Source organism: Mycobacterium sp. IDUB_5, from assembly GCF_055419565.1.
In genome coordinates this window covers 334,209-348,627 of the sequence record NZ_JBVAXX010000007.1, presented here as the reverse complement: position 1 = coordinate 348,627, position 14,419 = coordinate 334,209, and the positions used below count along the sequence as shown (strand labels likewise).

11 protein-coding genes and 1 tRNA gene are annotated in these 14,419 nt (G+C 63.3%); 2 read left to right on the top strand and 10 right to left on the bottom strand.

Features of this window, described 5'->3' with window-relative positions; genetic code table 11:
* Window positions 1-5: 5 nt before the first annotated feature.
* Window positions 6-1,967, top strand: a complete 1,962-nt coding sequence (htpG, locus tag ACZY1G_RS24175) for a molecular chaperone HtpG (protein ID WP_463823819.1) — start codon at window positions 6-8, stop codon at window positions 1,965-1,967.
* Window positions 1,968-2,008: 41 nt separating this feature from the next.
* Here htpG and ACZY1G_RS24170 read toward each other — a convergent pair.
* Window positions 2,009-2,084 (bottom strand) — tRNA-Lys (locus ACZY1G_RS24170).
* 190 nt (window positions 2,085-2,274) lie between these two features.
* Here ACZY1G_RS24170 and ACZY1G_RS24165 point away from each other — a divergent pair.
* A complete protein-coding gene (locus tag ACZY1G_RS24165) occupies window positions 2,275-3,495 on the top strand; it encodes a L,D-transpeptidase (RefSeq protein ID WP_463817668.1) in 1,221 nt (406 codons plus the stop codon).
* Window positions 3,496-3,545: 50 nt separating this feature from the next.
* Here the strand turns inward: ACZY1G_RS24165 and ACZY1G_RS24160 are convergent, their stop codons facing one another.
* The 9 genes from ACZY1G_RS24160 to ACZY1G_RS24120 form a co-directional block, all read right to left on the bottom strand.
* The gene (locus ACZY1G_RS24160; RefSeq protein ID WP_463823818.1) at window positions 3,546-3,821 is read right to left on the bottom strand and encodes a hypothetical protein; all 276 of its coding nucleotides are present in this window, start codon (window positions 3,819-3,821) and stop codon (window positions 3,546-3,548) included.
* Between the two features lie 220 nt (window positions 3,822-4,041).
* Window positions 4,042-4,410, bottom strand: coding sequence for a helix-turn-helix domain-containing protein (locus tag ACZY1G_RS24155; RefSeq protein WP_463823817.1), 369 nt, complete (start codon window positions 4,408-4,410; stop codon window positions 4,042-4,044).
* Between the two features lie 236 nt (window positions 4,411-4,646).
* Window positions 4,647-5,801 carry a M20/M25/M40 family metallo-hydrolase gene (locus ACZY1G_RS24150; protein WP_463823816.1) on the bottom strand — a complete coding sequence of 385 codons (1,155 nt, stop codon included), beginning with the start codon at window positions 5,799-5,801 and terminating at the stop codon, window positions 4,647-4,649.
* 171 nt (window positions 5,802-5,972) lie between these two features.
* Window positions 5,973-7,226 carry a hypothetical protein gene (locus tag ACZY1G_RS24145; protein ID WP_463823815.1) on the bottom strand — a complete coding sequence of 418 codons (1,254 nt, stop codon included), beginning with the start codon at window positions 7,224-7,226 and terminating at the stop codon, window positions 5,973-5,975.
* 27 nt (window positions 7,227-7,253) lie between these two features.
* The gene (locus ACZY1G_RS24140; RefSeq protein ID WP_463823813.1) at window positions 7,254-9,356 is read right to left on the bottom strand and encodes a hypothetical protein; all 2,103 of its coding nucleotides are present in this window, start codon (window positions 9,354-9,356) and stop codon (window positions 7,254-7,256) included.
* Complete coding sequence (locus tag ACZY1G_RS24135) at window positions 9,353-9,877, bottom strand: hypothetical protein (protein WP_463823812.1); 525 nt, start codon at window positions 9,875-9,877, stop codon at window positions 9,353-9,355. Before ACZY1G_RS24135 ends, ACZY1G_RS24140 begins: the two co-directional genes overlap by 4 nt.
* A 9-nt stretch (window positions 9,878-9,886) precedes the next feature.
* Entirely contained in the window at window positions 9,887-11,101 is a 1,215-nt protein-coding gene (locus ACZY1G_RS24130; protein WP_463823811.1) for a hypothetical protein, read from the bottom strand.
* 100 nt (window positions 11,102-11,201) lie between these two features.
* Window positions 11,202-11,993 carry a hypothetical protein gene (locus ACZY1G_RS24125; protein ID WP_463823810.1) on the bottom strand — a complete coding sequence of 264 codons (792 nt, stop codon included), beginning with the start codon at window positions 11,991-11,993 and terminating at the stop codon, window positions 11,202-11,204.
* A 16-nt stretch (window positions 11,994-12,009) separates the two neighbouring features.
* On the bottom strand, window positions 12,010-13,248 hold the full coding sequence (locus ACZY1G_RS24120) for a hypothetical protein (protein ID WP_463823809.1): 1,239 nt from the start codon (window positions 13,246-13,248) through the stop codon (window positions 12,010-12,012).
* Window positions 13,249-14,419 lie beyond the last annotated feature (1,171 nt).

Here is a 14,419-nt window from a genome sequence, read left to right as displayed (position 1 = left end):
ACGTCATGAGCGCGGATGTGGAGCAGTTCGAATTCCAGGCCGAGGCCCGGCAGCTGTTGGATCTGATGATCCATTCGGTGTATTCCCACAAGGAATCCTTTCTGCGCGAGCTCATTTCGAATGCCTCGGATGCCCTGGACAAGCTGAAGCTCGAGGCGTACCGGAACAAGGACCTCGAGGTCGACACCTCGGATCTGCACATCGAGCTCATCACCGACAAGCAGGCACGCACGCTGACCGTCCGTGACAACGGCATCGGCATGAGCCGCGACGAGGTCGTCGAGCTGATCGGCACGCTGGCCAAGTCGGGCACGGCACGTATGCGCCAGCAGTTGCGCGAGGCACCCGGCGGGGAGGCCGGCGACGCCGGGGAGCAGCTCATCGGTCAGTTCGGCGTCGGCTTCTATTCGGTGTTCATGGTGGCCGACCGTGTCGAGCTGCTCACCCGCAAAGCAGGGGAGAGTGAGGCCACCCGCTGGGAGTCGAGTGGCGATGGCACCTACACGATCGCCGCCGTCGCCGATGCGCCGCAGGGCACGTCGGTCACGCTGCACCTCAAGCCCGAAGACGCCGAGGACCAGCTGCACGACTACACCGCGGAGTGGACGCTGCGGAACCTGGTGAAGAAGTACTCCGACTTCATCTCCTGGCCGGTGCGTATGCAGGTGGAGCGGCGCAACCCTGCCGCCGAGGAGGGTGGCGAGGACCAGAAAGACTCGGTCACGGTGGAGACCGAGACGCTCAACTCGATGAAGGCGCTGTGGTCGCGCCCCAAGGACGAGGTGTCCGCCGAGGAGTACACCGAGTTCTATCGGCACATCGCGCGGGCCTGGGACGAACCGCTCGAGGTCATCGCGATGAAGGCCGAGGGCACGTTCGAATACCAGGCGCTGCTGTTCATCCCGTCGCAGGCGCCGTTCGACCTCTTCGACCGCGATGCGCACGTCGGCATCCAGCTCTACGTCAAGCGCGTGTTCATCATGGGCGACTGCGACGAGCTGCTGCCGCAGTACCTGCGCTTCGTCAAGGGTGTCGTGGACGCACAGGACATGTCGCTCAACGTGTCTCGCGAGATCTTGCAGCAGGACCGTCAGGTGACCGCGATCCGCCGGCGCCTGACCAAGAAGGTCATTTCGACCATCGCGGAAATGCAGACCGAACGTCCGGAGGATTACCGCACGTTCTGGACGCAGTTCGGCCGTGTCGTCAAGGAGGGTCTGCTCTCCGACGCCGACAACCGCGACGCGCTGCTGCGGATCGCGTCGTTCGTGTCGACCCGTAGTGACATAGAGGGCGACGAGGAGCCCACCACGCTGGCGGGCTACGTCGAGCGCAGGAAGGACGGCCAGGAGCAGATCTTCTACGCCACCGGGGAGACACGGGAGCAGATCCTCAAGTCGCCGCATCTGGAGGCGTTCAAGGCCAAGGGTTATGAGGTGCTGCTGCTGACGGACCCGGTCGACGAGGTCTGGGTGCAGACCGTGACCGAGTTCGACGGGAAAGCGCTGCAGTCGGTGGCCAGGGGAGAGGTGGACCTGGAATCCGACGAGGAGCGCTCGGCGCGCGAAGCCGAGCGCGAGGAGCAGGGCAAGACCTTCGCCGATCTGCTGTCGTGGCTGAAGGAGACGCTCGACGAGCACGTCAAGGAGGTGCGGTTGTCGTCGCGGTTGACCGAATCGCCGGCCTGCCTGATCACCGACGCGTTCGACATCACCCCGGCCCTGGCGCGCCTGTACAAGGCGTCGGGGCAGGACGTTCCCGTCGCCAAGCGCATCCTCGAACTCAACCCGGACCATCCGCTCGTCACCGGGCTGCGTCAGGCCCATCAGGACCGTCCCGACGATCCGGCGGTCGCGGAGACGGCCGAACTCCTCTACGGGACGGCGCTTCTGGCCGAAGGTGGTGCGCTCGATGATCCGGCGCGTTTCGCCGATCTGCTGGCGGCCCGCCTGGCGCGAACGCTGTAGAGCCACAGCGAAAAAGCCCCGCCTCGGCGGGGCTTTTCTGGTGGTGCGCCGTCAGGGTTTCGAACCCCGGACCCGCTGATTAAGAGTCAGCTGCTCTACCAACTGAGCTAACGGCGCGCGTGTGAGACAATAACAGGCCCGCGGCGCAGGACGGAAATCACCGAAGAATCCCCTCGTCAGGGCACTTCTCGATCGCAACGTCGCGTTCATGTGCGCATGCGAAATGCACCGTAGAATCGGTCCCAACGATCCTGGGAATCACCTGTGGGTATTCCTCGACAAGTCTGTGTAGAAGGTGGAGCGAACTATGGGGCAGGACAACACGGCGACGCGCTCGCGGCGCGGGCGGGCCTGGCTGGCTGCCGTCGTGCTGGTTCCCGCGATGGCGCTGGCGATGACGGCGTGTGGGGGCGGGACCGAGTCGGCCGCACCTGCGGTCATCGACGAGAAGGGCACCCCGTTCGGCGATCTGCTGGTGCCCAAGCTGACGTCCTCGGTGAAGGACGGCGCGGTCGGCGTGAGTGTGGATTCGCCGGTGACGGTCAGCGCGGAGTTCGGTGTCCTCGGCGCGGTGTCGATGGTCAACGAGAACGGCAAGCCCGTGCAGGGGCAGTTGTCCGAGGACGGCCTGACGTGGGAGACCGCTGAACCGCTGGGCTACAACAAGCGCTACACGCTCACTGCGGAGTCGCTCGGTCTCGGCGGGGTGGCCAAACGGCAGATGTCGTTCGAGACGCATTCGCCCGAGAACTTGACGATGCCGTACGTGCTGCCCAACGAGGGCGAAGTGGTCGGGGTGGGGCAGCCCATCGCCGTCCGGTTCGACGAGAACATCCCCAATCGCCTTGCCGCACAACAGGCCATTACGGTGAAGACCACACCCGAAGTCGAGGGCGCCTTCTACTGGCTGAGCAATCGCGAGGTGCGCTGGCGCCCGGCCGAGTACTGGAAGCCGGGCACCAAGGTTGAGGTGGCCGTCAACACCTACGGTGTCGATCTCGGCGACGGCCTGTTCGGTCAGGAGAACGTCTCGACCTCGTTCACGATCGGCGACCAGGTCGTCACGACCGTCGACGACAACACCAAGACGCTGACGGTGAAGCGCAACGGTGAGGTCATCAAGTCGATGCCGGTGTCCATGGGCAAGAACAGCACGCCGACAAACAACGGCACCTACATCGTCGGAGACCGTCGCGCACACATGGTGATGGACTCGTCGACCTACGGTGTCGCGGTCGAATCGCCGAATGGCTATCGCACCGAGGTGGATTGGGCCACCCAGATCTCCTACAGCGGCATCTATGTGCACGCCGCACCATGGTCGGTGGGCAGCCAGGGCTACAGCAATGTCAGCCACGGGTGCATCAACGTGAGCACCAGCAACGGCAAGTGGTTCTACGACAACGCCAAGCGCGGGGACATCGTCGAGATCGTCAACACCGTGGGGTCGCCGTTGCCGGGGACCGACGGGCTCGGTGACTGGAACATTCCGTGGGAGCAGTGGAAGGCCGGTAACGCCAACATCTGACACCGATCGCCCCGTCGGACATACCGGCGGGGCGATGGCGGTATCGGGGGTCAGACGTTCGGCTGCTGCTGATCCTCGGGGTAGTTGGTGTAGCGGAGGATGAACGCCGCGGACGTGATGCCGGCGGCGACGCCGATGACGCCCCACAGGACGATCGAGATGACCAGCGAGCCGAACAGGAAGTCGTAGCTCAGGCTCAGGTACAGCGACCAGAAGACGCGGTAGGCCGACCAGAAGGCCACCAGGCCGGTGCTGATGCCGATCATCAGCGCGCGCTGACGGTCGACGCGGTTGACGTGGGTCTCGAGTGCGGCGGGGAGCTTCATGGGTCGGTCCTTTCGACGGTGTGTTCCGCGGTCTGCGGTTGAGACACAGTCAAAAGGGACGCTGGCGCTACCGATCCCAAGAAAAGGACCGGGGTGACGAATATCAGAAGTCGCGCCCGCCGGACCCAGGTCTCACCGAGACGCAAGCGGGAGCTCAGGTTTCATTGTTGCTGAATCAGTTTGCGGAGATTCGTCAGTTGCACGCTTGATCGAGGAGGAGTCAGGTGTCGCAGCTTGGCTGATAGCCGCGTTCGATCACATGCGCCATATCCGGATCGGCGAGCAAATGCGCAACCATTTCTGCGCGACTGGATACCGCTAGCTTCGCGAAGATCCGCCGGAGGTGGGTAGACACGGTCCAAACGCTGATCGAAAGGCTTGTGGCGATCGACTGATTGGTTCGACCGTGGGCAACCATTCGAGCGATCTGTTGTTCGCGTGGGCTAAGCGATATCAGGCGGGCCGGCTCCAGTTCGACAAAGATGCAACGGACGTCGCCCACGGTGTAGTCGAGCAGTACGCCTGCAACCTCGTTCGCGCGGCACACGCCTAGTCGGATTGCATCGGCAACTTCGTCGACGACGCTCATGAGACGATCGCTCGCGACATCGCCGTCTGGTTCAAACTTCGTCGCCGTTCGGGTATCGAGGCCCTCTGGGAGCGCACTGGAGGGCGGTCCTTCGCCCGCATTGAGCACCGAAACACGGCGAGTAGCACTATCGCGATCCGACATAAACGACCCCCTCTAGTAGCGGCGGTGCCCCGGCTGCCGTGCGGAATAGGCGCATATAAGGAGCTGTTGCCGCGGTTTGTCGCGATGACTCGTCAATAATCCTCGCAATTTCGTGACAGTAAATCCATAAGACATATGGATGATTCGACGCACTTCGCCCAGTCGGCCAGATGAATTCGTTCATCCGGCCCGTGCGCACCATCATCGGAAGGCCCAAATCCGAGCAGAATTGGTGGTCGTCCAAAGGCCTGAAAGAGTAGCTCGACTGCCGGTATCGAACCACCGGATGAGACAGTTACCGCAGGTCGGCCGAACGCTAACCTGCATGCGCGGTCGACACTCCGGCGAACCGTCGGTGGCTGTTTCATCAACACACCGCTGGTCGCCGCGACGCAGGTCAGCACGACGTCGACGCGCGGTTGGCTATTTTCGTGAAGGGCTTCAGCGATCGCGCCAAATACATCGGCGACGACCATTTGGGGCGGTATCCGGATATCGAGCGTCGCCTTCGCTGTTGCCGGTATCGCGCCCGCTGTCGAACCCGATTCGAAGGATGTGACTGTCAACGCTCCGCATGTGGTCGACCGCTCCGCCAACCGGTCTCTGTGCACCGCCCGCCCCGCCGCGCCTGACCGCACATCGGCGTCGGTTGGTCCGGGCGGTCGTCCCAAGCCTCTGAGACGGTTAACGACGCATGCGGCGCGGAGTATCGCGGCGGCGAGGACTTGGGTCGGATCGATGACGGCCCCGCCGTAGCGGCCTGCGTGGACGCCACCTCGGCCCGTCGACACCACGACCTTGAGCCCGAGCATGCCGCGCTGCGACACCGTCAACGACGGCCTTCCCGGGCCCGCCATCTTTGTATCAGAGACCAGGATTGCAGCCGCGTCGGTGCCGAGTAGATCGCGATGTTCGTTGAGGACCGGCTTCAGGCCCGGACTGCCCACTTCCTCAGCACCGTCGACAACGAAAACCACGTCCAGCGGCGGACCCCCGACCGAAGTCCAGGCCTCGACCGCTGCCACGTGAGCCATGAACTGACCCTTGTCGTCGCTGGCGCCGCGAGCGATGAGCAGGTCCCCACGGCGCACTGGTTCGAATGGCTTAGACGTCCACCCGGGCCCCGGCGGCTTAACGTCGAGATGGCCGTAGACGATTAACGAGCGCGCGACCGGTCGCGACGCCCCGATTCGGGCCAGCACTACCGGGTTATGTGCACACCGTACGATTCGGACGGCCTTGGTCATCCGGGCGAATCGAGCGGCGATCCAGTTCGCTGCGGTTGCGACGTCGCGGCGATGTTCAGGGTCGCCGCTGATTGAAGGGATTCGGAGCCACTGTTCGAGTCCGCCCAACGCGACGGGTACGTCCCGTCGCGCAGCGCGACGAGCGTCATCGAGCCGCACGTTGAGTCCGAACTACGGCCGTGGATAGGCAGACGCGCGGCGGCCGCCGCGTCCGCCGCGGTAGGTGCCGCGACCGTTGCGCTTGGGGTAGACGGGCTTCGGCATCCGTCGCCGCGGTTGCATGATCGGCGGGATCGTGACGGGGCTGCGTTCCATCACCGGTGTGGCGATTCCAGACTGTCCCAGCTGCTCCCATGGCATGACGCGGTCGCTGCCGGTGCGCCGAGCCAGGCTCATCGCCTGGGCGGATGTCAGCCACTCCTCGGCGGGTTCGGCGATCTGCATCAGCAGGGCTTCGAATTCGCCGCGTGCCGTCTCGAGAATGTGTGGACCCGCTAGCCAGCGCAGCACATCGCGTCCGGTGACTGCCATCCGTTGGCGGGGCGAGCTTTGCAGCCGCTCGTCGAAGTAACGGATCAGAACCTCGTCGACGACATCCCACGCGTTGTCGGCGCCGAACAGATCGATTACATCGGGCGAACCAAGGATTTTGAACGCCTCGTCGAGCACCTGCATCAGCTCGACCCGCATGACGTTCAAGTGGCCGAATGAGGTGAATTTCAAATTGTTCCGGAGATCGAGCCCAGACCGTCGCACCACCGCGATCGACCCGAAGCTGGGGTCAAGCGCCCGCTCGCGGATGACATCTGAGATCCTTTTGTCGCGCCAGAATAACGTCACCTGATTGACGAAATGTCCGAACAGCATGTGAAAGTCGGTGTTTGGTCGGCTCTGCGCCGAACCGAGCCCGCGGCCGTAGCCGAGCACCCGCCGATATGCGTCGACGCGATCCTTGCGGGTGTAGCGAAGTACATCGCGCCGGTCAAACTGGTACAGGCGATAAGCGCCCGGGCCTGCCGACAGGCGCACTGCGCCGGCCTCGAACAGCTCCTTGAGTTTTCGGACAACTTTGAACACGCCGATCTGTTCGTGTTGATACAGGTAATACAAATCGCCGACAGCGACGATGCGTTCGGAGTTGACTTGTTCGTCGTAGGGCACGACCCCGTGCGGCGTCAGCGCCTCGCCGAACTGCTGGGCCGCCTGCGGTCCTAGGCCGACTAAGGCGGCGAGGCCGCCGTCGGGCGGGGTGGGCTTGTCCCCGTCGGCAGTGGTGGCGGCTTCGACCAGATCGTCGATCTGCCCATTGAGCTCCTCCGCCAGTGCCGGATTGGAAACGAGGCTGCCCGACAGCCGCTTCGCGAGTCGCTCTCGCAGCGCCTGAATCCGATCCAGCCGCTCCTGGTATTCCTTTTCAGAAAGCATTACGTCCTCTTCCCTCAGCAGTGGCTGTTATCGGACCGGAGCCGTAGCTTTTTTGGCTGGGGCCTTTTTGGCGACCTTCTTGGCCACCTTCTTCGTGGCCTGCTGTTGCCCTCTCGGTGCCGCAAAGGCGGCCTTCTCTGGCTTTGGCGGATCGCCGTCGCCCTTCACAGCATCGGCTGCAGGTTCAGCCCGTTCGACTCCCGCCCTCTCAGCGTGCGCATCAGGTATCAAATTGGGTCGGAGACGGTGGTATGAGCGCTGTGCAAAATCAGGCTCGTCACCGTGGACTTGATCGAGCTCCCCATCAGGCATGAGAGCGGCTTGCATTGCGGCAGTGTCAGGTTGGCCTGGGTCGACTTTGCCGTCGTCGTCATCGCGCGGCGGATATGGCGTCGGATCAGGAACGTCAACTGGGCAAGTTGGGACGTGGCTGAAAGGCTTCTTGCGAGCGATACCGTCCCACCGCTTTGACGGATCCTTCTCCCACGGCAATGGTTCGCGAGCCTTATTGAGAGCCGGCCACGTCAAAGGTTCCGGCGCGTACACCACGGTGCCGAGTTCTCCATCGACGATCGCGAGCGGGAGATCCTCGGCAGGCAAATTGACGTTCCACCAGTCATCCGCAGGCGCCACACCTCCGATTGCCGACTTGGCGCTGTAGAGAATGTCCCGCGCCCTCTTCGGCAGGAATGTGACCAGATCGAACGGAATATCGTTGACGTTGAATAGCGCAACCAAACTGTCGTCGTCAGCGGTTGCGGTGCCAACAAGCGGGTAGACGAAGTCTTTATCAGGGCGGAGCTCGCCCATCGGAGTTCCCGCGGGCAGGCAACGCGTGACGAAGGCCGGGATGTATGTAGGTCGCAAGTTGAAGCCGCGGACCTCGACCTCGAAGATTGGATCGCGACGGCCGACCTTGCTGATCACTACGTTCGTCAGGACGACCGCGGGATAGCGGCCGATCCGCCGCGCGACACTCACGAGGTCACTGAGCAGCCTGCTCGTGCTTTCCACTGCGATACGCACACGAGCTGCCTGCAGACCGGGGGGAACCGAGGGCGCCCAAGGCTTTGATCTGTTCTGCGCAGTGGATTTGATCCAGATGGCAAATTTCCTGAATGCGTCCTGAATGTTCAGCAATGTTGGTGTCAGCGCGGCGACGATTCCGTCACGGCCGGTTTCTTCGGCGATGCGACGGCCTTCGTTAGTGAGGAACTGACGCATCCACATGAACAGTCCGTCGAGAGTCAGTTGGGTGTCAGGGATGACCACCAGCGTCCTGCGTTCCGACCTCGTGATGAGTACTGAGTCGAGAATGGTCTCGACCTCGTCAACCTGATCGGCGGTTGCCTCCATAAGCCGTGACAAAAGAATCAATTCGGTGCCGATGAATCCCTGGCCGGCGCCACCGCTGAAGTGGACACGCTGTGCTCGCCATGCGTTATGCAAGTCGACAAGCATGTCAACTAGGGTCCAGAACGACGTCCTGATCCCTTCTTCTTCTGGAGTGTTGACGTTCTCGTCGAGCAATCCGAACCGGTCACGCAATGCGCCCAATTGTCCGGCAATCGTGTCGGGAGTCGTGCACGGGGCCGGTTCGACTGCCCCCGTGAGGGACAGGAAATAGTTGTCAACTACCTCAACGCGAGGACCACCTGCAGTACCGAGCTCGTCGACCGCCTTGGTGACGGCGCCGCGAACCATGGTCCGGAATGCCTCCATGTCCTGAACATCGGCGTCCGTGCGCAGCGGGCTGAGCCCGTCGAGGATGCGCAGCATCTCGGTGCGTAACACGGTCGCACGCCGGTACAGCGATGCCTGCCCGCCGGATACTGCACCCAAGTCAGCCTGAACCGCATAGCCACGAGGGACGAACTGTGCCTGGACATGCCCCTGCACCATGGTAAGACTGAAGGACGCCGTCAACGCGTCGACGAACGCCTTCGGATCTTCGACGCGCGGACGCCAGCCCAGCAAATCGCGGAGGGCGGAATTGACCTGCGGGCCAACGTCGCCAGGCACACTTGAGGAGTCGCGGCCAGCGCCATCGTGATCAACCATGACAGGAAAAGTCTGGTCGAAGTCGACAACGGGCACGCCGTCCACATAGCTAGTGCTTTTGTCGTTCACGACGACCTCCTCGTGCTAATCGTTACGGCGGAGGCGGATACCTTCGCCGGGTGTTCGGATACGTGTGGCAGATACAGGCAGAGCAGCTCGCCGATCTCACGCCATGACAGATGGACAGCCTCGACCGTCCGCAATAATGGTGCCTCGCAACGAAGTTGAGAGTCCTCAAGACTCCGCTGCCAGGTTGCCCATTCCGTCCCGCGGCCTCGGGCTGTCGCTCGGAGTCGCGCTACAGCGGCGTAGGAACGCAGATCACGCCAGTACCGCAGTACACATTCCGAGGTTGCGTTCCCGACACGATGCATGGCGCCGGGCAAGTCGCGGGAGTCCGTGATCGCCGCGAGCTCGCTGCCGGCCCGTGCCGCCGATGCCTGAAGTTCCGAGATCAGCTCAGCGAGGTCGTCGACTGCCGCGATCTCACTTCCATGTGGACGATCCTCGACCGCCGTCATCATCAGTTCTGCAATCGTCTGCTGGAGTTCGGCATTGGCGGATCGCAATGTGTCGAGCGCAGTCGTCATCGACATGACTCACCGCCTCGACAGTTCTTGGTAGAAGTTCTGCATCAGTCGCTCCGGCGAGGCGAGCCTGCGGTCGACCGCGACCCGCACCGCACCGATGAGGAACCGTTCGGGGACCACACCAGGATCGATACCCTTGGCCAGCCGCATGGCGGCCTCGTCGATCATCGACTGGTGCCGTGGGTTGAAGTTGATGACTTCACGCAGCGTCTTGTTGCCCAAGGAGGGAAAGGCGGTGTAGCAGACAGCGTCTACTACTGCGTTAATGCACTCAGGTGAGGTCTGGAGGAGAGCCGCTGGGATGTTGCCCTCCTTCGCGGACGGATAGAGCCTCCGCCATGTGCGGTCGTAAGCCTTGGCTGTGTCCGCAAAACCCATGCGCCGCAACAGTTCAGTGGACAAAAATGTTCGCAGGTACGGAGTTGGATGCACACCGCCGGGGTTGTATCCGAGTGCCTGGTCTCGGGTTCGTCCGATCACGTCCATCAGCGATGTCACGAACGCTTCCCCACCGAGCATGCAGCCGGCCATGTCGCCAAAGATCTCACGGTTCCACCGACCCCATGTCCGCGCCACCGCCGGTGGAGCGCCAGCGGCCCGCACTGCCCGCACGATGGCAGTCGGAACTACGCGCTGCAGCTCCAATTCGTTCTGCAGGTTATGGCTGACCTCGTGCAAGATGGCGCCCATAGTCCACGGATTGACGAGCCGATGGTAGGGCAATTGCACAAGGGGGAAGGGGTTCATTTGCCGACCGAGTTTGCGCAGCGGGATATTCCGCCGGTAGGTCGCCGGGGAGAACCCCGTTCGCATATAGGCGTACGGTGGTGGGCTGGGAATGCTGATCGGGGAGCCGATGCGCATAAACACGTGCTGATAGCAATCCAGTGCGATGCGGTCGCAGGCGAAAAGCCACTCGCCGTACGCTCCTTGCCGTTGACCGAACAGCTCGAAGTAGAAGTCCCACACCCGCTCGGTGGCTCGCACCCAGTCGTGCGCGCGGCTTTTCACCGTGAGGAGATGCGCGATGTCACCGTCGCCCGCACCTGACCGCAAACTGGCCTGGCTCGCGAGTTCGACGTCGCGCACTGCTTTCTCGAGTGGCAGCCGCAGTTTGGCGAGCAGTTGGTTGACGGCTTGGATGTGCCCTTCGGAGGGCCGGGCTATCGAACTGCCGAACTCGGCTCTGTTGAAGTCCCGTAGCGCGGTGAGGTGTCGTCGCACATTGACTGCCTGGCCCGTAGCGAAGGACGAGAGGAGTCGAGCGCGAGGTGGTGGGACAACGAGCGCATCGCCGGCCCTTGCTGGGGACGGTACGCGCGGCTCAGCGACGACCGACATTGCCCGACCTGCCGTGTGCAGGCCGCCGACCGTACGGCTGGACTCTGCGCGAATAGGTGCCGCGGGAGCCGTTGCGGCTGGCGTTCAGGCGCCGGCGATCCGCCCACTGTGCGCGCCGACGCCACCGGCGGTCGAAGACGTCGACCGCGCTGAGCGCACGAGCGCCTCGCTGCCCGCGTAAGACTCGACCCGTCATCGCGCTCAAGGTGCGGGTCACCGTGTCAGCGTCGATGGGCCGGCCCGCGTCCGCCTGATCGGCCAAGCTTTGTGCCGTGCGTTGAAGTATTACCGGCATCGCCTGAACGAGTCGACGGGTCGCTGGATCGCGGCGAAGGTTGCGCGTGATCCGTCGTGCCGTGCGAACCAAGGTCGGCGCATTCCTAGCAATCAGCCCGGCAGCTCGCGGAATGATCTTTGCGACCAACGGGACGAGTGCGCCGACGAAAGCCTCTGCCTCGCCTTCGCTTTCGGTCATCGCGGCCTGACGGGCCAGGTGTGCCATCGTCTCGGCATCTCGATAGACACGTCGCACCGGATTGACGAAACCTTCGGCTTCATCCTCGTCTTCGTCCTCGAACTCGTCTTCGAGTTCGCCTTCCGCTTGACGCTCGGCTTCGGCCGCCACCTCGAACTCGAACTCGAACTCCTGCTCTGTTTCTCCTTCGACCTCGAACTCGTCCTCGCCTTCAGCCTCCATCTCGTACTCGTCCTCGAGTTCGTACTCGTCTTCGAATTCGCCTTGGATGGCTGGATATCTACTATCAAGAGTGCTCATCTGTTCCTCCTCGTCTTTACCGCTGGCGACCGGCGATAGTCGCCGAACGTCCAGCTGGGACGGCCCCTCGTGGAACCTTGACATCGCTCACGACGCGGACGGTCCGCGCTGGGTTGCCACCCTGGGCGGGCACCCGCACCGGTGTCACCACACGCACGAATCCGGTGCGCGGCCGGGCAACTCGACTATTGTTCGTCGTCGCATGAACGTTGATGGGGCGGCGCCTGATCGTTACCGCTCGGCCGTCGTGATACCGGCGACGCGGACCGGACGTCGGCACACCACGGCGTGCACGGCGGCGACGCTGCACCTGCGTTAGACCCCGTGCGTGGCGGCGGACCGCGCCCGACTGCCAGCGCGGATCGGTCAACACGCGGCGGGTGACGCCGCCGAGGACGGCCGCCACGTCGGCCGGCCCTATTGCTCCTCCAGCAGAGTGACGCGCCAACGTCTGCCCGGCCGACGCGACGATGCCAGGCATGAGGCGCACAGCCGGACGGGTGCCGGGATTACGGTGCAGCACCCGGGTCAGCACTGAGGCGCCGCGGAGCAGGTGCGGCAGCACGTTTTCGAGCTGAGCCCTGTCACGCGCCGTCAACGAGATTGTTACTGCCGATCCGGCGAAAGCCTCGGCCTCTGACTCCGACTCGGTTGTGGCCGCTTTGGCCGCGAGGTACTCACCGAGGGCCTGGCTCGCAGTGATCGGTGCGGTGGCCAGTTCTTCGAGCTCGGCCTCCATCTCGTCTTCGAACTCACCCTCGAGTTGACGAGTGAGGAGGCGAGCGGCGGCCCCTGCCGCGGGCCCGCCGACCGCCGTCGCGATCATCGGTCCTGCGATCTTGGCAATCTTCTTCAGCAGCCCGCTGTGCCGTTTAACGAAGCGACCGATCTTCTTGAAGAAGTACTCCTCCTCGTCTTCGGCCTCGAACTCAACCTCTTCTTCACCGAGCAGCGAGCCGGCGAGTTGAGTCAGGCCGCCGAGGAACGCCTCGTCCTCGTCCTCGCCCTCACTCTCGTACTCGTACTCGTACTCGTCTTCGCCCTCGAGTTCGCCCTCGAATTCGGAGGAGAGTTGACGAGTGAACTCGTCCTCAAAGGCGCCCTCGAGTTCCTCTTCGGCCTCGTATTCTGCTTCCAGCTCGTACTCGTCCTCGTATTCGTCCTCGCGAAGCGGGGACATCGCACCGCTGAGCGCTTCGTCCTCAGACTCGAGTTCCAGCTCGTCTTCTAGCTCGCGGTTGTAAGCCTGCGTCATGAGCGTGCCCTTCCTGTCCGTGATCCGGGCGGGTCACCGAAATTCGGCTTCCGCTTGAGGAATCGAACACCGAGGTATGGGGTCGGCGTCAGTCCCAATTGCGGGGTCCGTCTTATGGGGTCGAGCATCGGGGGTCGCTGGTACTGGGTCACCCGATCCTGGTGATGCACAGCCGTTACCCCAGTGGCGTCAGCACGTGCAAGGTCGCGGAAATGTGCGACTGGCTCGGCTTGCACGGTTTGAGCTAGGGGCGTCCTGCGTTCGTCGCGCGCGGACCTCCACGCAAGGGGTGTGTCGAGTCTGACTAGGAACGAGTCCGATTCGACATGCAGACGCCGTTTGCTTATCTTGGCCTCCAAAACCCCACACCTGCAGTGAGATTCGCTAGAGCCGTACTTTGGCCATAGAATCATCGAAGTCGATGTCACTCGGCTAGAACAGAACATTCGGCAGGTGCTCGAGGCCACCGCGCTCAACGATCCGAACCAGGGGCCGTTCGGGGATAGGTCGACGGGATCGACCGCGACCGGGAGACGTGCAATCATCCGCCCACGGCGTATCGACAGCCATGCTGCTCCCTCGAGGAAACTCCCACAGACGTGCGACTTTCCACTATCGCCATCGTGCGCGATGGTTCCAACGAGAGCAGATGCGTTACGAGGAAGGGCCGGCGCCCGCTGGCAGCGGAGACACAAGGCCCTCAGCTACTTCAGGTAACCGCACTCGCGGGGCCCGGCGCGAAGCAGTGTTCGCGATATACCCCTGACCCAGGAGGCCGAGCGAGTTCGGATCGTCTGGCCCAAGGAGATCAACATGCGGAACGAGCTGCAGGAGATGCTGGAACTGGCGGTCGTCTCCGAGCTGCTGGCGGTGAGATCTGAAGCTGGATTGGACCACTTCCTAAACAACCTCGTAGAGAGGGTCAGCGTGGGTGCGCGCGACTTCGCGCGGACGCCGCGGGGTCAGCAGACAATCAAAGTGTTGAAGGCGGCGGCGCAGGGCGCCTTGCCGCTCGGCGGCACGGCTGAGAGGGTTCGGCTCGGGAGGGGCACGGCTGCCGCAAAGAGCGCCGAGAGGCTTCTTAGTTCTGAGTTGGAGAAGGTCACTCAGGGAGATCGGGAGTTCAGGATCGCGCGCAGTTTCGTGCGCCTCGCGCATGAAATGGTCCGCC